General features: G+C 70.6%; 18 protein-coding genes and 2 pseudogenes. 6 read left to right on the top strand and 14 right to left on the bottom strand.

The annotated features are described in order from the left end of the window. Positions 1 to 16: 16 nt before the first annotated feature. Positions 17 to 1708, bottom strand: a complete 1692-nt coding sequence (locus ElP_RS23575) for an ankyrin repeat domain-containing protein (RefSeq protein WP_197446315.1) — start codon at positions 1706 to 1708, stop codon at positions 17 to 19. Positions 1709 to 1981: 273 nt separating this feature from the next. On the opposite strand from ElP_RS23575, the gene ElP_RS23570 reads away from it, so the two are divergent. The 3 genes from ElP_RS23570 to ElP_RS23560 are packed head-to-tail and all read left to right on the top strand — an operon-like array spanning position 1982 to position 3025. Next, positions 1982 to 2245, top strand: coding sequence for a tautomerase family protein (locus tag ElP_RS23570; RefSeq protein WP_145273915.1), 264 nt, complete (start codon positions 1982 to 1984; stop codon positions 2243 to 2245). 41 nt (positions 2246 to 2286) lie between these two features. Then, positions 2287 to 2598 carry a hypothetical protein gene (locus tag ElP_RS23565; RefSeq protein WP_145273912.1) on the top strand — a complete coding sequence of 104 codons (312 nt, stop codon included), beginning with the start codon at positions 2287 to 2289 and terminating at the stop codon, positions 2596 to 2598. Positions 2599 to 2629: 31 nt separating this feature from the next. Continuing rightward, positions 2630 to 3025: a DUF7079 family protein gene (locus tag ElP_RS23560; RefSeq protein WP_145273909.1), complete on the top strand. Its 396-nt coding sequence runs from the start codon at positions 2630 to 2632 to the stop codon at positions 3023 to 3025. A 31-nt stretch (positions 3026 to 3056) separates the two neighbouring features. On the opposite strand, the gene ElP_RS23555 is transcribed toward ElP_RS23560, so the two are convergent. Together ElP_RS23555 and ElP_RS23550 are read right to left on the bottom strand one after the other, a co-directional pair. Further along, on the bottom strand, positions 3057 to 3377 hold the full coding sequence (locus ElP_RS23555) for a hypothetical protein (RefSeq protein WP_145273906.1): 321 nt from the start codon (positions 3375 to 3377) through the stop codon (positions 3057 to 3059). A gap of 61 nt (positions 3378 to 3438) precedes the next feature. Then, entirely contained in the window at positions 3439 to 4863 is a 1425-nt protein-coding gene (locus ElP_RS23550) for a DUF4832 domain-containing protein (RefSeq protein WP_145273903.1), read from the bottom strand. 167 nt (positions 4864 to 5030) lie between these two features. Here ElP_RS23550 and ElP_RS23545 point away from each other — a divergent pair. Next, positions 5031 to 6029, top strand: a pseudogene (locus ElP_RS23545) (aldo/keto reductase). A 344-nt stretch (positions 6030 to 6373) separates the two neighbouring features. Further along, positions 6374 to 6898, top strand: a complete 525-nt coding sequence (locus ElP_RS23540) for a hypothetical protein (RefSeq protein WP_145273901.1) — start codon at positions 6374 to 6376, stop codon at positions 6896 to 6898. A gap of 22 nt (positions 6899 to 6920) precedes the next feature. On the opposite strand, the gene ElP_RS23535 is transcribed toward ElP_RS23540, so the two are convergent. From ElP_RS23535 to ElP_RS23525, 3 genes are all read right to left on the bottom strand, one after another. Next, positions 6921 to 7592, bottom strand: coding sequence for a DUF6928 family protein (locus tag ElP_RS23535; RefSeq protein ID WP_145273898.1), 672 nt, complete (start codon positions 7590 to 7592; stop codon positions 6921 to 6923). 36 nt (positions 7593 to 7628) lie between these two features. Further along, positions 7629 to 8111, bottom strand: a complete 483-nt coding sequence (locus tag ElP_RS23530) for a hypothetical protein (protein ID WP_145273895.1) — start codon at positions 8109 to 8111, stop codon at positions 7629 to 7631. Positions 8112 to 8235: 124 nt separating this feature from the next. Beyond that, positions 8236 to 8862, bottom strand: a complete 627-nt coding sequence (locus tag ElP_RS23525) for a DUF3137 domain-containing protein (protein WP_231749231.1) — start codon at positions 8860 to 8862, stop codon at positions 8236 to 8238. Between the two features lie 201 nt (positions 8863 to 9063). On the opposite strand from ElP_RS23525, the gene ElP_RS23520 reads away from it, so the two are divergent. After that, entirely contained in the window at positions 9064 to 9717 is a 654-nt protein-coding gene (locus ElP_RS23520) for a methyltransferase family protein (RefSeq protein WP_145273891.1), read from the top strand. Between the two features lie 51 nt (positions 9718 to 9768). On the opposite strand, the gene ElP_RS23515 is transcribed toward ElP_RS23520, so the two are convergent. The 8 genes and pseudogenes from ElP_RS23515 to ElP_RS23480 form a co-directional block, all read right to left on the bottom strand. Continuing rightward, positions 9769 to 10347 (bottom strand): pyridoxamine 5'-phosphate oxidase family protein, encoded by a 579-nt coding sequence (locus tag ElP_RS23515; protein WP_145278646.1) that lies wholly within the window; start codon positions 10345 to 10347, stop codon positions 9769 to 9771. A 73-nt stretch (positions 10348 to 10420) separates the two neighbouring features. After that, positions 10421 to 10978, bottom strand: a complete 558-nt coding sequence (locus tag ElP_RS23510; protein ID WP_197446314.1) for a DUF1572 family protein — start codon at positions 10976 to 10978, stop codon at positions 10421 to 10423. Positions 10979 to 11175: 197 nt separating this feature from the next. After that, the gene (locus tag ElP_RS23505; RefSeq protein ID WP_145273885.1) at positions 11176 to 12210 is read right to left on the bottom strand and encodes an aldo/keto reductase; all 1035 of its coding nucleotides are present in this window, start codon (positions 12208 to 12210) and stop codon (positions 11176 to 11178) included. A 61-nt stretch (positions 12211 to 12271) separates the two neighbouring features. Further along, the gene (locus tag ElP_RS23500) at positions 12272 to 13051 is read right to left on the bottom strand and encodes an SDR family NAD(P)-dependent oxidoreductase (protein WP_145273882.1); all 780 of its coding nucleotides are present in this window, start codon (positions 13049 to 13051) and stop codon (positions 12272 to 12274) included. 86 nt (positions 13052 to 13137) lie between these two features. Beyond that, entirely contained in the window at positions 13138 to 13542 is a 405-nt protein-coding gene (locus ElP_RS23495; protein ID WP_197446313.1) for a MarR family winged helix-turn-helix transcriptional regulator, read from the bottom strand. A gap of 175 nt (positions 13543 to 13717) precedes the next feature. Continuing rightward, positions 13718 to 16438 (bottom strand): PAS domain S-box protein, encoded by a 2721-nt coding sequence (locus tag ElP_RS39940; RefSeq protein ID WP_231749856.1) that lies wholly within the window; start codon positions 16436 to 16438, stop codon positions 13718 to 13720. A gap of 122 nt (positions 16439 to 16560) precedes the next feature. Further along, positions 16561 to 17652 (bottom strand): annotated as a pseudogene (locus ElP_RS23485) (PAS domain S-box protein); the annotation flags it as partial. Between the two features lie 200 nt (positions 17653 to 17852). Next, positions 17853 to 18734 carry a hypothetical protein gene (locus tag ElP_RS23480; RefSeq protein WP_145273870.1) on the bottom strand — a complete coding sequence of 294 codons (882 nt, stop codon included), beginning with the start codon at positions 18732 to 18734 and terminating at the stop codon, positions 17853 to 17855. Positions 18735 to 18769 lie beyond the last annotated feature (35 nt).

The raw sequence follows: 18769 nt of genomic DNA, 5'->3' as shown, positions 1-18769 counted from the left end.
CGGCCGAACGGGAACGTCAAAGGGGGACACGGGCCAGCGTGCCGCCGCCCACGCCTAGGGCCGCCCAGACGGCCCGTCCCGAAGGCTCCAGGGCGAGCGACACGACCGGGGCCTCGGGGTGGACACGGACCCGCCGCAGGAGCTTGCCGTCGGCGACCCGGTAGAACAGGACGTGGCCGCCGGTCGCCCCGCAGGCCAGCGTCTCGTCGTCCACGAAGAGCACCTCGGTGAGGAATCCCAACTCGTGCCCCGCCTGGGCGAGGTTGCGGCCATCCCCGGTCGCCTCGGCATCGACCGAGGCGGCCCACCGCTGCGCCCACGTCCCGGCCTCGTACACCACCACATCGCCCCGCCACCCCATCGGCCGGGCGTCGGGGTAGATCGCCGAGGTCTCGAACAGGGCCAGCGACCCTCCGTCGGGGCTGAATGCCAGGTGGGCCAGCGTGTCCACGAATCGCTTGCCGGGCGTCCGATGATCGCTCCGGTCGAGCTCGGCCACCGGCACCAGCCGGCCGCCCTCGATCCGGTCGATCCGCACGTGCCCGCCGCCCTGGAACGAGCAGGCGGTGGCCAGCAGGCGGGACGACGGGTCGAACCGCACGCAGCACGTCCCTTCCCCGGCCTCCTCCGTGGCGACGACCTCCCCGGTGGCCCGGTCGATGAGCCGGACCAGCTCGTAGGAGCCGGCGACGGCGAGCCAGCGCCCGTCCGGGGAAAAGTCGAGGGCCTGCCAGCCGGACCGGCCCTCGGTGGGGCAGGCGACCTGGGCCACGACCCGGAGGTCATCCCACCGCCGCAGCTCGATCGCCTGACCGGGCGTGGTCACGGCGAACACGTCGCCCTGCGGGTCCACGGCCATGTCGGTGAACCAGGGGTGATGGGCCTGGAGGCCGGTGACGACCCCCGGCGGCTCCCCGAGTCCCCAGCGGTGCAGGGCCGCCTGATCGGCGACGGTGACCGCCTCGGGCCGCAGCGGGTGCGTCCTGACCTTCGTCAGAGCGAGCGACCTCCTCGCCGGTGGCTCCGTGAGCACCTTTTCCGCTCGGACCGACTTGCCCTGGGCTGCTTCCAGGCGTTTCGCCGTCGCCTCGTGGCCGTTCGACTCGGCCTCGTGTCGGGGAGTCTGGCCGCCCTTGTTCCGTATCCCTGCGTCGGCTCCGGCGTCGAGCAGCACCTCCACGACCTCGGCCTGGCCCCGCCAGGCGGCCCGATGCAGCGGCGTGCGGCCCCGGCCATCCTGCCGATCGGCCTCCGCCCCTTCACGAAGCAAGAGCCGGACGACCTCGGCCCGGCCCTCCTGGGCGGCCCAGTGCAGCGGGGTCATCCCGTCGGCCGCCGGGCGGTTGACCTCGGACCCGGAGCGGATCAGGAGTTCGGCCACGTCAGGCCGCCCGAACTGAGCGGCCCAGTGCAGGGGCGATCGGCCGATCCCATCGAGGGCCTCGACCTCCGCCCCGGCGTCGGTCAGGACGCCCGCCACCTCGGCATTGGCGGCGTAGTGCAGGGCCGTCGGGCGATCGGGCCGCCCGGCGTTGACGTTGGCCCCCCGGCGGATCAGGGCACGGGCGACCTCGGTCAGCCCCCGTTCCGCCGCCCGGAACAGCGGCGTGGCCCCCATCCAGCCGGGGCGATCGACCCGACAGCCTCCATCGATGAGCCGCTCCGCCTCCTCGGCGGTCTCGGCCCTGTGCAGCGGCGTGTCGTTCATGGGAGCTCGCCCCGAAACCGATCCGTACCCCGCCCGGCACGAGAATCGGAGTTGTCTAGACGAGGTAGTGGGCCTTCGATGCCGATCATCACGATGCTCCCCTGGGAGGAGGCATCTCCCGAGGACCGACATCGGCGGTCGGCCGGCGGTGGTGGCCCTCGTCGCTCACGCCTCGTCCATGATACCTTGGGTCGATCGGCGAGGTGCCGCCGAACATCGATCGACCGCCCGCATCTCCGTACCCAATCCCTCCATCCTCATCGAGGTTAGGCCATGCCGGTCGTCAACGTGAGGATCACCCGTGACGGCGTGACGGCGGAGCAGAAGCGGCAGGTCGTCGCCGAGATTACGCAGACGCTCCGGCGGGTGCTCGGGAAGCGGCCGGAGCACACCCACGTGATCATCGAGGAGGTCGATCCCGAGAACTGGGGCTTCGCCGGGATGCTGACGACCGAGTATCGCAGCCGGGACGCCCGGACGACCGGGGAGCAGAGCACCGACGAAGGCCGTGGCCCAGGGCCGTCGGGGGCACCGTGATGGGCTCAACGGGCAGGACGGCAGGAGGGCATCGACTCTCATTGGCCGATGTCCTGGCCATGGTGGCGGCCGTAGCAGTCGGCCTCGCCCTCGACCGGGCCTCTGCGCCGACGCTGTTCACGAGGTCCGCCTCGAATCTCGGGGACCGGTTGTCGATCCTCGCCATCATCCTGACGCCGTGCGTCGTCCTTGGGCTCATGGCCCTGCTCGTCGTGCGGGTGCTCCTGCCCCGGCTGCGATGGCGGCCCCCGGACCGGCTCGGGCTCTCGCTCGTCGCCGTGGGGATCTCCCTGGCCATGGTCGTCGGGCTGATGAGCCTCGTGATGCGGGCGGTCGTGGGCCTCGCCCAGTGAGCGGGGCCATTCGTCCGGGAGGGGTGATGCGATGGCATTCGTCGAGGCAGAGATCGGGCGGAGGGAGCCGGTCTGGGCCGCACTCTCCGAGTTGTGGCTCGACACGGAGCTTGCGGAGGACGACCTGCGGCGGATCGCCGAGGCCATGAGGCGGTCGGGCTACAGCGTCGGTGAGCTGAGGGAGATCTACCTCTTCGAGGTCGCTCCCGTCGTCTTCCCCAACCTGCTGTCCATCGCCGGGGAGTGGGCCTGTTTCGACCGGGAGTGGCTCTACGATGAGGCGGCCAGGCGGGCGAGGAGGCGGACCCCGATCCTACGTATGCTGGTCCGTCTCGGGATCGGGAGGCGGGCCATGACGTTCGCCACGGAGCGGCATTGGCACAGGCTCGTCGAGCTGATGGTCCCGGCGTCGGCAACCGGGCCATGATCCGCACGATTCGCCGGGCACCCATGGGCATCTACTTCAGGTCGTGCCAGTAGATCACCCAGGTCAGGATGGCCCGCTTCTGCTCCGTCGCCACGCCCGGCCCGATCGCCTCCAGCTCGACCAGGCAGGCGTCGAGGTCGATGTCCTCGAACTCGGCGAACCGACTCGTCTTCCCCGGCCGCTCCCGCCGGTGAGTTCGGATCGCCTCGACGGCCCGGTCGTAGGCCCCGCAGAGCAGGTCGAGGGTGTCACGGTACACTTCCTCGGTGAAGCCGGGGGCTCGCCTGGCCAGCGCCTTCAGCGCCCCGCTCCGCCCTTTGTAGTCGCCGTGGCCCTTGAGACGGATCGCCACATCGCAGGCGACATCGAGCAGGGCCGGATCGGGGGTCGGTCGATCGTGCCCGCCATTCGGATCAGGGCCGGTCACCGACCTGCCTCGACTCGACGACGAGCGCCGAGAGCACGGCCCAGCCCCCCTGGCGGTCCAGCTCGTTGGCGAAGGCGATGGACGGGCGATCGGTCCAGGGGTCGATGATGCCCAGGGCCAGGCGGTAGCGGCCCGCCGGGGCCTGGACGCCGACCGCCTCCTCGACCCGGAACGGCCCCGGAAGCCATGATCGCACGTCGCAGTCCAGCCGCAGCCACTCGACCGGCTCGCCCGACTCGTCCAGCAGGGCCAGCTCCGCCTGCCAGGGGTAGTAGAACGGGGCGACCCCCTCATTCTCGCCTCGGATCACGACCTTGAGCGGCTCATCCCGGACGACGGAGGCGGGGTGCCGGATCTCGTCGAGCCGGAACTGGTAGCCCATCCGTCGCACCAGGGCCTCGCCCCGCTCCCGGAACTCCGGGCCTTGCGAGCGTCCCAGAGCCGGGCAGTACGGGCCGATCCACGTGAAGTGCCCCCGCTCCAGCATCTCGACGGTCTGGCGGTACTCCGGCCCGAGCCACGCCGTCGCCCGGTGCGGCACCATCTCGCCGCCGATGGCCGCCCGCTGCCAGTTGTCGGTGCGGCCCGACCGGCGGAGCCCGGCCAGGAACGACCAGTCCCGGCCGTTGTCGGTGTCCTCGGGGAACATGTCGTCGTGGAAGCCCAGCCACGGCTGCTCCCCGGCGAAGTCCCTGGCGTAGCGGGCCTGGAGGAGCGTGTCGGGGAATGCCCTCCGGTACGCCTCGATGACCCGCTGCTCGGTCTGCGGGCTGGCGTACAGCTCGCTGCGGGGCCAGGTGTGCCACTCGCCCCAGAAGCCCAGCAGGCCGAGCTGGAGGAAGGCCACCCTGGGGTGGGCGTTGTAGCGGCGGCCCATCGCCTCGATCAGCCGCTCCAGCGCCGCCACCATCCGGGGGTCGTCGTAGTCGGGCGAGAGCCCGCCGCCGTGGTCCTCATACGGCGTCAGCGTGACGCCTTGGTCCTTGAGCCAGCCGGGCAGGCCCGAGGGCCGGCCGGGGTAGTCGATGTAGACCCGCAGGACGACGTGCTTGCCCTGGGCCTCGGGCGCAGCCCAGGCCCGACGTTCCCATTGCTCGAAGGCGTAGCGGCCCTCCTCGGGCTCCAACTCCTTCCAGGGGGCGTAGAGGAAGACCATCGAGTAGGGCTGGCGGATCGGCCCGGCGTCGGTGTAGGGGCACCAGCCCTTGAGCGGATTGTCCAGCGGTCCGGGGGCGGGCTCGGGGCGGACGACCACCTCGGCCGGCGGCTCGTCGGCACGGACCGACGCCATCGATGAGGCGAGCATCAGCCCCACGAGGAGCCACGTCCCGCCCGTGCCGAGGGATCGGGCGGGCCTCCTCCACGGCCCCGTCGGCTCGATCGTCGTCCTCATCCGTACTCCGAAGCTCATCTCAGTCCTCGTCCTGGAATCCTCGTCGTTGTTCATGGTCTTCGGCACTCGTGGCCCGGCATCCTGGCCCATGCCTCCGGGCGAGGATACGATGCGTGACCGAGGATCACCACCCTGGAGGGACGCTTCACCGTCGATGAGCCGTGGCGGATGCCGAAGGAGGATCGGTGCGGCGACGAGAACTGGGTAGGAGCGGAGTCAGCGTCTCGGCGATCGGCCTGGGTTGCTGGGGCATGTCCGGCTCCTACGGCCCCGCCGACGAGGCCGAGTCGGTCGCCACGCTGCACCACGCCCTCGACCTGGGCATCACCCTCATCGACACCGCCGACTCCTACGGCGACGACGGCCACAACGAGCGCCTCATCGGTCGAGCCCTTCAAGGCCGCCGCCACGAGTGCGTCCTGGCCACCAAGATCGGCATCGTCCGTCGGGCGGGGCCGGACGGCATGGCGGTCGTCGAGGTCGATGGTCGCCCCGAGCGCATCCGCTCGGCCTGCGAGGCGAGCCTGGCCCGGCTGCGGACCGACGTGATCGACCTCTACTACCTGCACCGGGTCGATCCCGACGTGCCCGTGGAGGAGTCGGTCGGGGCCATGGCCGATCTCGTCGCCGTCGGCAAGGTCCGCTTCCTCGGGCTGTCGGAGTTCTCCGAGGCCACGCTGCGGCGGGCTCACGCCGTCCACCCGATCACGGCCTTGCAGTCGGAGTACTCGCTCTGGACCCGAGAGCCCGAGGCGACGGTCATGCCGGCCTGCCGGGAGCTTGGGATCGCCTTCGTGCCCTTCAGCCCGCTGGGCCGGGGCTTCCTCACCGGGGCGGTGACGGGGCGGGACCGCATCGCTGCGGGAGACTGGCGGGCGAACAACCCCCGCTTCGCCGACGAGAACCTCGCCCGCAACCAGGCCCTCCTGCGGCCCCTGGGGGAGGTCGCCCAGGCCCACGGCAAGACGCCCGCTTAGGTGGCCCTGGCCTGGGTCTTGTCCCGTGGCGAGAACGTCATCCCCATCCCCGGCATGAAGCGGCGGACCCACCTGGACGAGAACGTGGCGGCGGTGGATCTGGAGCTGACGCCCGAGGAGCTGGCCCGAATGGACGCCGCCTTCCCGGTCGGTGCGGCGGCCGGGGAGCGGTACACGCCGGTGGTCGCCCGCTGGGCGGGCCGGTAGTCGCCGACTCGATGAAGGCTGATCTGTCTTCCATCCCAGCCCGGAGAAGTGGCGGGAGACCTTCGTGACCTCCCTCGAAGCCGGGCTGTGGCGGGAGGAGGGAGGAGACATCCGTCCCATTGACCATGGTGATCTACCAAGGACGGCCTTCGACCGCCCTACCGATCCTCTCGGGGATGCCCTCGAAGACCCTGGCTGCGACCACGAGGACGTGCCGAGTCGCTGCCGTGGTCTGGGTCGGCACGCCAAGGGCTGCGGGCTCATCGACCTCATGCCGGGTGAGACGTGCCGGGGCCGTTCATCCCGCCGAGACGGACACGAAAAGCGCCGAGGGAGAGGCTGCGATGAGTCGGGATGAAGCGAAACTCCACTCGATCCGGCCCGACCAGGGCTATTTCGAGGCCGGGATGACCGGGGACGGGAGGCAAGTCCTGATGGGCGTCTACTGCCCCAATCTGGTCGCCATCTTCTTCGACGCCTCGGGCGACATGCTCGGCCACGAGGCACGCCACCTGGAGTTCCTGCAACGCAGCGGCGTCCTTGTCGATGGACAGCCGATCGAGGGGATGGTCGGCCACTACGACATCGATGATGATCGGATTGCCCCTCGGCTCGGGGCCTGGCAGGGAGAGATGGGATTCCGACCGGCGACGATCCGGGTGAAGCGGTTCTTCATCCCCGAACTCGGCATCGGCATCGAGGCCCGCCCCGACCACTTCGGTGAGATCCTGGACGACCCCGAGGCATCCGACGACGAGAGGGCCGACGTTCTTGAGTCGATGCGGCTCTGGGACGCCGACGATCAGTTCGTCCTCCATTGGGGCAACGACTACTGGCTCGACGGCTCCGGCGAGGTCGTCTCCTCCTGAGCAGCACGGCCTCCTGCTGAGATCATCCCTTCCCGAAGGACCACCACCTCGCCTTCTCTCGCTCGAATGACTCCATCGGCAACTCCAGCGGGTCCGCCCCCGAGTCGGCCCGATCCGGGCGGCAGCCGAAGAACCGTCCCATCACCTCGAAGGCGAGTTCCTCCCCGTAGGCCGAGGCGTCGAACTCCTCCATCTGCCCGCCGACCTCGGCGGAGAAGAACCGCTCGCCGTCCCGGACCACGGACCGCTCGAAGTGTGGCCGCTCCTCGGGCAGCAGGTCGCCCACGTCCAGCATGACCCCCTTGTCGGCACAGCCGCCGTAGGCTCGCAGCAGCCTGCCCGCCCCGAAGTAGGCGTAGCTCCAGAGGTTGACGACGCTGTGCAGGCCGACCCGCAGGACCGCCGCCTCCGGGAAGGCCGCCAAGATCCGGGCCGTCAGCGGGTCGGCCCCGGAGTCCAGGCAGCAGTCGCCGATCTCGGGATGGCCGATGACCGCAGCCCCGTCGTAGGCACCCACGACGAGATGTTCCGGGTAGATCCCCCGGTCGAGGGTCGTCATCCCCCGGCTGCGATGCGGGCCGAGCCCCAGCCCGGCGATCAACTTCCGGGCACGAACGGGCTCGTGCGGCGGCATCGTGCCCAGGTAGCCCGGACCACGCTCGTTGACCAGGATGCACGACGCCTTCCAGCCCATGCGGTGCTGCCTCGACTGGCCCACTCCGACGGCCGTTCAACGGTCAGGAGTGTATCCTGCCCGGCTCCTGCGGTCCTCCTCGGGGCTCGTTTCTCCCCTCCAGCCCAGCCAACGGGTCGGGCAACCTCCTCCGGGAGGGGACTCGACCAGCTCGGCGGCGGTGCGGCGGAGGTGGTCCAGAAGGTGCTCACCCTCGAACCGCACCTTCCTCGTGCAGTCGCAGTCGTTGCAGGCCGGGTAGCCCTCGCAATGGGCCGGGCTGCGGGCGTCGGCCACCTCGATGTCGGTCAGGTACTCCTCCAGGTAGGGCAGCTCCTCGTGCATCGCCACACCGTAATACTCCCGGCAGTAGCAGACCTCGACCCAGCGGATCGTGCCCGTGGCGTCCACACGGCCCTCGCAGAGCACCTCGCCCAGGTCGCCGTAGGGGAAGCCTTCGCCGAACGTGCCGTCTTCGAGAGCCCGCAGCAAGTCGGACCGCCTCTCGGGCCTCACCCTGGCCCCCAGGATGTATCGCATACCCTGCCCCCGGTGTGTCATCCGCCCACGGGGTATTCTACGGGCTCGGTCAGCAGCCAGTCAGCAGGGGGAGGCAGGCAGCTCGTCACGTCATGGCAGCCCGTCCTGACGTACCGGACGGGGGTCAGAGGGACACCCCCGGCTCCTGCTCGTGGGCCGACCCGATGCGGCAGAGCCGGTCCAGCACGGCGGCGAACAGCTCGAACAGGCCCTTGAGCCGGTCCACCTCCTTGATCACGCCGACGACCTGGAAGTGCAGCTCGTCCACCCCCTCGGGGAACGACGGGCCGAACCACCCCTCGCTGTCCTTGACCGTCAGTCGGATCTTCGGCTGCAACAGGGCCAGCGCCCGGACCTCCGGGTCGGAGAACAGCTCCCGGACCCTCGACTCGTCGGTCCCCTTGACGATGAACGCCTCGTCGAACTCGGGGTCGCCGACCTCGATGTCCTGCATGCCCAGCAGCTTGCCCAGCTCGCTGAAGAGGCCCTTGCGGTAGACGGTGAACCGGAGCCCCTCCGGGTTGACGTAGGGGGCACGCATCCGGGTGTAGGTGACGTGCGACTTGCCCGTCGAGACCGTGAAGGTATCGAGCGTCACCGTCCAGGGGCCGACGTGGGCCTGGACCTTGCTGCCCTTCCAGAAGCCGCCGTCGATGAAGTCGGCGTCGATCTCCTCGCCCAACCGTCGCCACACCTCGTCCTTGCTCGGCCCGAACCAGCCCATCGCCGTGCCCTCCCGTTCTCTCGACATTTGACGGTGATTCGTCCGACGCTGCCGACGATTGTCGCACGCCAAGCCCCCGGCGGACGATTCGTCGGAGGAGTCAGCTGGCGTAGGCGGTACGTTTTGTTTTTGGATGACCAAAAAATTAGATTGACAATCACTAAAACCACTCTAGGATGGAGCCAGGAACCAACGGTTCGGCTCAGTGGAACCAGAGGAGGCAAGGGGATGGCGATGATCTTGCGGGCCTTGATGGTGGAGTTCCTCCTGGCGGCGATTCTGTTCGCCTCGGCCGGCCGCATCGACCTGCCCTGGCTCTGGGCCGTACTCGCCCTCCATGCCACGATGCTGCTGGCCGGCATCCCCTTCATGGACCCCGACCTCCGCAAGGAGCGAGTGCGGCCGGGGCCGGGAGGCCGGAGCCGCCAGGTGCGATGGCTCGCCCTGCCGATGATCCTGGCCCATCTCGTCGTGGCTGGGCTCGATGTGGGCCGCTTCGGCTGGTCCGGCCCCATCCCCGCCGTCGTGCAAGCCGTCGCCCTGGCCGGCTACGCCGCCGGGATGGGGCTCTCTCTCTGGGCCATGGCCGCCAACCGCTTCTTCTCGCCGGTGGTCCGCATCCAGGCCGAGCGGGGCCACCGGCTCGTCAGCTCCGGCCCCTACGCCCGCCTGCGCCACCCCGGCTACACGGGGCTGATCGTCGGCTCGCTGTGCGGGGGCGTGGCGCTGGGCTCGTGGTGGTCGCTGGTGCCGCTGGCCCCCCTCGTCGGGATGTTCCTCTGGCGCACGGCGATGGAGGACCGCTTCCTGCACGAGGGCCTGGAGGGCTACGCCGGCTACGCCCGGCGGGTGCGGTATCGCCTGATGCCGGGGCTGTGGTGAGCGTCCCGACGGCGATCGGGGCCGACGTGGCTTGCGAGATATCGTCCCGGCTCATGTCCCGGTCGCCCCTTGGTCGGCGAGGCGGTCCATCCTCAGCCCGGCGAGCCCGTCGATGCTCGCCCGGTTCTTCCGGGCCTTGTACTGCTCCATGCCCTCCGGCCCCTTCTTCTCGGCGTAGGCGATCAGCTGGGAACGCTCGCCCCGGTACTCGTAGAGCGGCACGGCGTAGCCGCACGAGTCGGCGACCCGCTCGACCTCGACCACGATTACCGACCGTACACCCGGATACTCCGGGAACCGGGCGATCAGCCCGCCCCACTCGCCGTCGCCGGGCTCCACGACCCGGCCCCTCCCATAGAGCCGCACGATTAGCGGGCGACCCTCGAAGGCGCAGAACATCAGGGTGATCCGGCCGTTGTCCCGTAGGTGGGCGACCGTCTCGATGCCGCTGCCGGTCAGGTCGAGGTAGGCCACCGAGCGAGGTCCGAGGAGGCGGAAAGTGTCCAGGCCCTTGGGCGAGACGTTCAGGTGGCCGTCCGGGTCGGTCGGGGACGTCCCCACGAAGAAGACGTGCTGTCGAACGAGGAAGTCCGCCAGCCGATCGTCGATCCCGTCGTACACCTTGCCCATCGGCGACTCCAAACAGCTCCTGAAGGGGTCGGTCATCCATCCCCCCGAACTATCCCGCCGTTGCAGCTTCCGATTAGGCCCCGCCCCTCAGCTCGGGCGGCACGCCCGCCGGCTGCCGGAAGACGTAGCCCTCGCCGAGCTGCAACCGGGTCAGGTGCAGGATCTCCTGGGCATGGCCGTACAGGTGAGTCAAGGTCTGGAGGACGACGCCGAGCACCGACTTCTCGGCCGTCCCGGCGAGGAGCTGATAGCGGCAGGTCTCGGCGAGCCGCTCCGACGTGAGACCGGCCAGGATCACGTCGGCACGACCGGCGGCCTCCTCGAAGCGGCGGAGCAGTTCATCCTTCGGGATCGGCCCCCGCTCGGTGAACTCGCCGAGGCGGTCCCGGTCGTCGGGATCGCTGCCGATGACCGAGCCGAACCGCTGGCGGAGGTTGCCGGCCAGGTGCAGCAGCAGGTTGCCGACGGAGTTCATCCCCTCCCTCGGCCGCCACCAGACCTGCTCGTCGCCGAGCTGGCCGACGCCGTGCCGGATCAGGGAGACAGCCAGCTCCAGGCTCATTCGGGCCTCGGCCACGAAGTCCTCCGCCACGGCGGCCCGATCGCCGGTCGATCCCCCATCCTCGATCATGACTCGCCTCCTCGCCTGGGCCGATCGACCCGCCACGCTCCACCATGGGAGCGATTCTCCCCCAGGCAGATACGCCGGCCCAGAATCCCACCTCCCGACCAAGCCACGATCCAAACCCCGACGGGGCGACACCCCGAGCCGGGGGGAGGTTCGCCCCATGTCGCCGATCGGGGCGGCCCCCCATCCCTGAGCCCGGCTCAGGCGTCGATGCGGTCTCCCATCCCGCCGGAGACCAGGGCCTTCACCATGTCCCTGGCGTAGAAGTCGTGCGGGAAGCCCAGCTCCACCCGGCTCGCCGCATCGAGCCGACCGACCTGCCCCTCGTCGAGCCGAAGGCCGAGGCAGGCCAGGTTGTCCCGGAATTGCTCCAAACGCCTGGCCCCGACGATGGGGATGACCGGGGTCGGCCGCTGCCGCAGCCAGGCCAGGGCCACCTGCGCCGGCGACCGGCCGACCTCCTCGGCCATCGCCCGGACCTCGGCGACGATCGCCTCGATGCGGTCGCCGGCCGGGGCGAAGTCCTTCATCATGTCGTTGCGGAGCCGGGCGTCGGCCTCCGCCTTTCCCCCGGCGTACTTGCCGGTCAGCACGCCGCTGGCCAGGGGGGACCAGGCCGTCACGCCCAGGCCCAGGGACTCGGCCATCGGCAGCAGCTCCCGCTCCACCGTCCGCTCGACCAGGCTGTACTCGACCTGCAAGCCGACGAACGGCGACCAGCCCCGCAGCTCGGCCAGCGTGTTGGCCCGTGCCGCCGCCCAGGCCGCCATGTCGGAGACCCCGGCGTGGAGGATCTTGCCCTGCCGCACGAGGTCGTCGAAGGCCCGCATCACCTCCTCCAGGGGCGTGATCCGGTCCCAGATGTGGAGCCAGTACAGGTCGATGTAGTCGGTCTTCAGCCGCTTCAGGCTCGCCTCGACCGACCGCATCATGGTCTTGCGCCCGTTGCCGCCGGCGTTGGGGTCGGTGCCGGGCATGGCGTTGGTGTACTTGGTCGCCAGCACGGCCTGGTCCCGACGGCCCTGGAGGAATTCGCCGAGCAGCGCCTCGCTGGTGCCGTTGGTGTAGACGTTGGCCGTGTCGATGAAGTTGCCGCCGGCCTCGAAGAAGGCGTCGAGGATGCGGCGACTCTCGTCCTTCGAGGAGCCCCAGCCCCAGTCCTCGCCGAAGGTCATCGTCCCGAGGCACAGCTCCGAGACCCGCAGGCCCGAGTTTCCGAGCAGCCGATAGCGCATGGTCCGGTCTCCGTCCTGAATGAAGTCCCGCAATCGAATTGACGGGATCGAGATTCGTCGCTCAGCCGTGACCGGGGGCCACCAGGCCGAGCCCGCCGCTGGCCTCCAGGTATTGCCCGGTCACCCAGGCCGAGTCGTCGGAGGCCAGGAACGCCGCCGCCCTGGCGATGTCCCCGGCCTCGCCGATTCGCCCCAGCGCCGTCATGGCCGAGTAGATCTCGACGAGCTTCGGGTCGTCCCGCATCGGGGCGTTCAGGTCGGTGGCCGTCAGGCCGGGGGCCAGCGTGTTGACCGTGATGCCCCGCCGGCCGAGTTCGATCGCCAGGCCGACGGTGAAGTTGTCGATCGCCGCCTTGGTCATGCAGTAGGCCATCGCCATCGGCATCGGGTTGCGGGAGAGGTTCGACGAGACGTTGATGACCCGGCCGCCGTCCCGCAGGCGGGGGAGGGCCTGCTGGGTGACGAAGAACGGCCCCTTGACGTTCGTGGCGAAGACCCGGTCGAACGCCTTCTCGGTGGTCGTGCTCACCGGGATGATCTCTGCGATCCCGGCGTTGTTGACCAGGATGTCGAACCGGCGGTCGCCCCGGCGGGCGTCCAGCTCGGCGTCGAGCGCCTCGAAGAACCGGCCGACCTGCTCGACCGATCCCACGTCGGCCGGCAGGGCGAACGCCTCGCCGCCGGCCGCCTCGACCTCCCCGACGACGGCCTGGGCCGCCTCGGCGTTGCTCCGGTAGTTGACGCAGACCAAGGCCCCGTCTCGTGCCAGCCGCAGGGCGATGGCCCGGCCGATGCCCCTGGATGCCCCGGTCACGACGGCGACCTTCCCTTCGAGTCCCATCACGACGCTCCTCCGGTACGGACGATCTCCGGGGCCGCCCACGACGGTCGTGGCGGCGTTTCCCCGGCGATCGGATTCACGCCCGCTCAGGCTTCGGGGGCCTCGCCGTTGCCGGCGAGCCGCCCGACCATCCGGTCGAAGGCGCCGACCTCCCCCCGCCTCAGCCGCCCCAGGCGCTTGCCCAGGGCAAGGCTCAGCGCCTCCTGGCCCCGCCGCAGGGCCTCTCGCCCCGCCTCCGTCTGGACCAGGCGGAACTTCCGCAGGTCGCCCGGCTCGGGTTGGCGCACGAGGAAGCCCCGCTCCTCCAGCTGCTTGACGAGGTAGGTCACCGTCGGCGGCGGCAGGTGCATCCGGCGGGCGAGCACGGCCGGGAAGGGGTGCTCCCCGACCGCCTCCAGCAGGAAGAACGCCTTGGCCGACAGGCCCAACGCCTCCAGCTCCGGCTCCGAGTCGTCCACGACGGCCTGGATCAGCCGCCAGAGGTTCGCCATGATCCCGCAGGCATCCGGCCCGCCTCCCCCGCCGTCCGACATGATAGGCACCGCAAGTTCGAGAGTCAAATAGTTCAACAGCGGAATTAAAGCAGGTCGGCTCGTCGGAGGCACGCCCGTCAGGCGTCCCCTGGCCGTCGGGCTCGATGCGGGGATCGTGCCGTCACGAGGGACGTCATCCGTCGGTCGGGGTGGTCCGGGGGGCGATCGTGCGGAGCAGCTCGATCAGGTCGTCCGGGTCCACCGGCTTGACGAGGTGGAGGTCGAACCCCGCCTCCTTCGACCGCTGGCGATCTGCCTCCTGGCCCCAGCCGGTCAGGGCGATGAGCGTCATCTGTTCACCACCGGGTTGCCCTCGGAGCGTCCGGGCCACCTCGTGACCGCTCATCCCCGGCAGCCCGATGTCCAGCAGGGCGACCTCGGGCCGGAACGCCTCGGCCGCCTCCAGCCCCGCCGGGCCGTCGTGAGCCACCCGCACGTCCTGGCCGTGGAGCCTGCCCAGCAGCTTGGCCAGGACGTTGGCCGCATCGGCGTTGTCGTCCACGATCAGGATGCGGCGTCGGGGCACGTCCGCCTCGGTGTCCCGACGCCGATCGCCCCCCGGCCGGGTCGGCACGGGCGACGTGGCCAGGAGCATGGGCAGCCGGACGACGAACTCGCTGCCGGTGCCCGGCCCCTCGCTGTGCGCCTCGATCGTGCCGCCGTGCAGCTCGACCAGCGTCCGCACCAGGCCCAGGCCGATCCCCAGCCCGCCCTGGGCATGCTGCCTGTGCTCGCCGACCTGGACGAACATCTGGAACAGCCGGGGCAGCATCTCGGGGTCGATGCCGATGCCCGTGTCCCGCACCCGCACGACGACCTGGCCGTCCACGGTCTCCGCCGTCAGGTCGATCTGCCCGCCGGGTTCGGTGTACTTGGCGGCGTTGTTCAGCAGGTTCCAGAAGACCTGCTCCAGCCTCGTCGGGTCGGCCTCCAGCAGGATCGGCCCCTCGGGGATTGAGACCGTCAGCCGGTGGCGGCGGTCGTCGATGTGGGTGCGTGCCGTCTCGACCGCCTGCCGCACGACCGTGTGCAGGTCCACGACCTCCGTGTGCAGATCCAGCTTCCCCTTGCTGATGCGGGCCACGTCCATCAGGTCGTCGATCAGCCTCGCCAGGTGGACCACCTGCCGCTCGGCCATCGCCCGCTCCGGCTCGTGGCCGCCCCCGGACCCGTCGGGGCGGGCCATCAGGTGCAGGGCCGTGCGGATCGGGGCCAGGGGGTTGCGCAGCTCGTGGGCCAACGTCGCCAGGAACTCGTCCTTGCGCCGGTCGGCCTCCCGCAGCGCCTCCTCCTGCCGGATACGCCCTGTCACGTCCACCGTGATGCCGTCGAACCGCAGCGGCGTCCCCTCCACGTCGTAGAACGGCTGGCCGATGGCCCGGACCCACCGCACCCGCCCCTGCGGATCGACCGTGCGGAACTCGGCGTCGTACTCGCTGCGGCCCTCGATCGACCGCCCGATCGCCCGCCGGGTGGGCTCCCGGTCGTCCGGGTGGAGCCGCTCGTAGAACGTGTCGATCGTCACCTCGGCATCCGGCGGCAGGCCGAAGTGCTCCTTGCACTTGGCATTCCAGATCAGCCGATCGAACGGCAGGTCGCAGTACCACAGGCCGACCTCGCTGGAGTTGACCACCAGGTCCAGCCGCTCCCGGCTGACCGCCAGCTCCTGCTCGGTCCGCTTCTGCTCGGTCGTGTCCCGCATGATCTTCAGCAGGCCGACGACCTCGCCGCCGTCCCGCATCGGCATCAGCAGGCCGCTGGCCCAGAAGCGGGTGCCGTCCTTGCGGACGTGCCAGCGCTCGTTCTCGGCCCGGCCCTGGTCGAGCGCCTTGCGGATCTCCTGCTCGGGGACGCCCCGCTCGATGTCCTCCGGGATGAACAGGAGCGAGCCATCCTTGCCGACGATCTCCCGCTCCTCGTAGCCGAGCAGGTTCCTCGCCCCCGAGTTCCAGCTGGCGACCCTGCCATCCGGGTCGAGGGTGAAGATGGCGTAGTCGGTGGCGCTCTCGACGATCAGCCGTAGCCGCTCCTCGCTCCGGCGCAGCGCCTCCTCGGCCCGCAGCCGCTCGGTGACGTCGATGGCGATCCCGCCGACCAGCGCCGCCTCGCCCGCCGGGCCGGGCATCGAGAACTTGCTGACCAGCGAGTGATGCAGCACCCCGTCCTCGTGCTCCAGCGTCTCGACCACCTGCACGCCCTCGCCGGACCCCAGCGCCCGCCGGTCGTGCCCCCGGAACTGGGCGGCGGTCTCGGGCGGGAAGACCTCCTCGTCGGTCCGGCCGTAGAGGTCCGACCGAGGGGCGCGGAAGGCCCGCTCGGCGGCCTCGTTGGCGTAGACGTAGCGGCCCTCGGCGTCCTTGATCCAGGCCAGGCCGGGGAGGTGCTGCATGAACCGGGCGAACCGCCCCTCGCTTTCTCGCAACGCCTCCTCGGCCCATCGCCGCTCGATGAACTGCCCGACCTGGCCGCCGATGCTCGCCATCATCTCCAGCAGGTCGTCGTCCGGCTCCCGCATCTCCCGGCTGAAGAACTCGATGACCCCGAGGATCTCGGACCCGAGCCGGATCGGGAAGCCGAAGGCCCCGTGCAGGCCCCCGGCGACGGCGGCCGGCGCACGGGGGAAGTTCGGGTCGGGGCCGACATCGGCGATCCATGCGGGTCGGCCCCCGCTCCAGACCCGACCGGGCAGGCCCACCCCCGGCGAGAAGGTGATCTCCCGGCTGACTTCCACGAACTCCTCGGCCCGGAGCGATGGCGTATGCCAGAGCTCGACGCAACGCAGCCGCTCGCCATCCCGATCCACCCCCCAGATCGCCCCCAGATCCCATCCGAGCCCCTCGCAGACGGCCCGCAGGATGAGGGGGGCCGCCTCCCGGACCGTGGCCGCCTCGGCCAGGACTTGAGTGACGGCGAGCCGGGCGCTGCGGCGGAGTTCGGACTCCTTGTGCTCCGAAAAGTCCCGGCGTAGGCGGTGAACAGCGGCGGGCCGTCGCCGGGGATGCGGGTGATGGCCAGCTCGGCGGGGAACTCCGACCCGTCGGCCCGCAGCGCCGTGACCTCGATCCGCCGGTCCAGGACCGTCCCCTCGCCGGTCGCAAGGTAGCGGGCCAGGCCCCGGCGGTGGGCCTCCCGCAGCGACGGCGGGACGATCAACCCGGCCAGCTCCCGGCCCAAGGACGCCGCTCGGCGGTAGCCGAAGGTCGCCTCGGCCGCCGGGTTCCAATCGACGACCTTGCCCTCGTGGTCTATGGTGACGATGGCGTCCAGGGCTGTCAGTAGGATCGCCGAGTTGCGGGCCTCGCTCGCCCGCAACGCCCGCTCCGCAGCACGCCGCTCGGTCGCATCCCGGAACACGAGGACCACGCCCCGCAGCCGGCCTGCGGCGTCCTTGACCGGGGCGGCGCTGCCCTCGATCGCCCGCTCCGTGCCGTCGGCGGCGATCAGGACCGTATGGTTCGCCAGGCCGACGACGACGCCCTCTCGCAGCACCCTCCTGACCGGAATCTCGACCGCCCGGCGGGTCTCCTCGTCGAGGATCGGGAAGGCCGCTTCGAGCGGCTGACCGGTCGCCTCGGAGGTCGTCCGCCCGGTCAACGCCTCGGCGACCGGATTGAGGTATCCGACCCGCCCCTGGGCGTCGGCGGCGATGACCGCATCGCCGATGCTGGTCAGCATCACCCGCAGCCGCTCCCGCTGTTCGTCGGCCTCCCCGGCGTCGGCCTCGGCCCGCTTCCGGGCGGCACGCATGGCCCCGCCGAGCAGGGCGATGCCGACGCCCACGGCCAGGTAGAGGAGCAGCCCGGCCTGGCTCTCGAACCCCCGCACGGCGAGGCGGTCACGGGGCGGCAGGAGGAAGCGTGCCGAGGCCAGGGCGCCGAGGGCGGTCGCCAGCAGGGCGGGGCCTCGGCCCCCGTACCGGGCGACGACCAGCACGGCGATGAAGAGTGTGGCGAAGGGGAACAGGTCGCCCAACGCCGGGTCGAGCACCAGGCGGGCGATCGTGGCGATGAGGACGGCGAGGGCCGCCCCGCCGTATCGGAGCGTCGTCGGGCGGTCGGGATGAGGCATGATCGGGCCGTTCGGCTCTCGGCACGGCGACGAGCCGGCGGGCTCCGTCCGTCGGCATCGTTGCATGGGGCGAGGCCCCACTCTATCAGATCCGGCCGGATGGCTCGATCCCCATCGCTGGTGGGCACTTCCGGTGACCTTCGGCTGGTCCACGAGTCACGGAAGGGCGGCCGGCATCGCCCCGTTCGCTACCGAGGCCGTCATGAGCCCCGACGCAACGGGCTTCGGATCACACCCCGCACATCCCCTCGCACTCGCCCCCGGCGACCCCGCCGGTCACGTCCCTGCCGCCGAGGTCCGCCTTGGCCAGCGGCAGGCACGACCGGTGCAGGTAGATCGCCTGCTCCAGGTTCCGATTCGCCACCGTTCCGGGCCTCCGCAGCGCCTCGTCCACCTCGACGGCCCTGGCCCAGCCCCGCCGGGTCCGTGTCCCGCAGGTGACGCCACTCGGCGTTCGACCGGTACGGGCAGAACACGCAGGCCGACCTCGGCACCTCGTGCGGGATCGCCTGCTGCTTCAGGTAGGCCAGGCAGTCGTCCCGGCTCATCTCCAGGTCGAACAGCGGGAAGCGGCCCTCGGCCCACGGGTGGCCCACGAAGCGGGCCTTCACCTTGGCGACCCGTCTGGGCTCGTCATACGACAGGCCGAAGTACTGGACGACCTTGACTCCTTTCGGCATCCGCTGCCGGTATTCGAGGCCGACGACCTGGCGGCGGATGATCTTCTCGACGACGTTGATCTTGTACTCGGCGGTGCATTGCCGCCGGAGCATGCCGCCGGTCTTGCCGGGCGTGGCCGAGGTGAACGCCGGGATGCTGGCGAACCGCTGGCCGGTCGAGTTCTTCCCGTGGATCAGGTCGTCGCCCAGCCTGCCGGCTGAGTCGATCAGGATCGGCGGGCCGCCGAGGGATCGGAGCCATTCGAGGTGCTTGTAGACGCTCTCGGGCTCCTCATGCGTGTCGGCGAAGACGGCGTAGTCGATCTGCTCGTCGAACTCGCCATTGACGAACATCAAGTAGAGGGCGGTCGATTGGACTCCTGCGCCCAGGTTGAGGATGTGATAAGTCTCGGTTGATTCCACGCCCTATGTAGGGCGTGGGCTCCGATTTTCGGCGG

Origin of the sequence: Tautonia plasticadhaerens (assembly GCF_007752535.1) — a bacterium.
In the GTDB taxonomy this organism is placed as follows: Bacteria; Planctomycetota; Planctomycetia; order Isosphaerales; family Isosphaeraceae; genus Tautonia; species Tautonia plasticadhaerens.
This window is presented reverse-complemented; position numbering and strand designations above follow the sequence as displayed.

Excerpts from the sequence above, each read along its gene's own strand:
- ElP_RS23575 (WP_197446315.1), bottom strand. The coding sequence starts at position 1,708 with ATGAACGACACGCCGCTGCACAGGGCCGAGACCGCCGAGGAGGCGGAG.
- ElP_RS23570 (WP_145273915.1), top strand. The coding sequence starts at position 1,982 with ATGCCGGTCGTCAACGTGAGGATCACCCGTGACGGCGTGACGGCGGAG.
- ElP_RS23560 (WP_145273909.1), top strand. The coding sequence starts at position 2,630 with ATGGCATTCGTCGAGGCAGAGATCGGGCGGAGGGAGCCGGTCTGGGCC.
- ElP_RS23550 (WP_145273903.1), bottom strand. The coding sequence starts at position 4,863 with ATGAGCTTCGGAGTACGGATGAGGACGACGATCGAGCCGACGGGGCCG.
- ElP_RS23540 (WP_145273901.1), top strand. The coding sequence starts at position 6,374 with ATGAGTCGGGATGAAGCGAAACTCCACTCGATCCGGCCCGACCAGGGC.
- ElP_RS23535 (WP_145273898.1), bottom strand. The coding sequence starts at position 7,592 with ATGGGCTGGAAGGCGTCGTGCATCCTGGTCAACGAGCGTGGTCCGGGC.
- ElP_RS23530 (WP_145273895.1), bottom strand. The coding sequence starts at position 8,111 with ATGCGATACATCCTGGGGGCCAGGGTGAGGCCCGAGAGGCGGTCCGAC.
- ElP_RS23525 (WP_231749231.1), bottom strand. The coding sequence starts at position 8,862 with ATGTCGAGAGAACGGGAGGGCACGGCGATGGGCTGGTTCGGGCCGAGC.
- ElP_RS23520 (WP_145273891.1), top strand. The coding sequence starts at position 9,064 with ATGGCGATGATCTTGCGGGCCTTGATGGTGGAGTTCCTCCTGGCGGCG.
- ElP_RS23515 (WP_145278646.1), bottom strand. The coding sequence starts at position 10,347 with ATGGGCAAGGTGTACGACGGGATCGACGATCGGCTGGCGGACTTCCTC.
- ElP_RS23510 (WP_197446314.1), bottom strand. The coding sequence starts at position 10,978 with ATGATCGAGGATGGGGGATCGACCGGCGATCGGGCCGCCGTGGCGGAG.
- ElP_RS23505 (WP_145273885.1), bottom strand. The coding sequence starts at position 12,210 with ATGCGCTATCGGCTGCTCGGAAACTCGGGCCTGCGGGTCTCGGAGCTG.
- ElP_RS23500 (WP_145273882.1), bottom strand. The coding sequence starts at position 13,051 with ATGGGACTCGAAGGGAAGGTCGCCGTCGTGACCGGGGCATCCAGGGGC.
- ElP_RS23495 (WP_197446313.1), bottom strand. The coding sequence starts at position 13,542 with ATGGCGAACCTCTGGCGGCTGATCCAGGCCGTCGTGGACGACTCGGAG.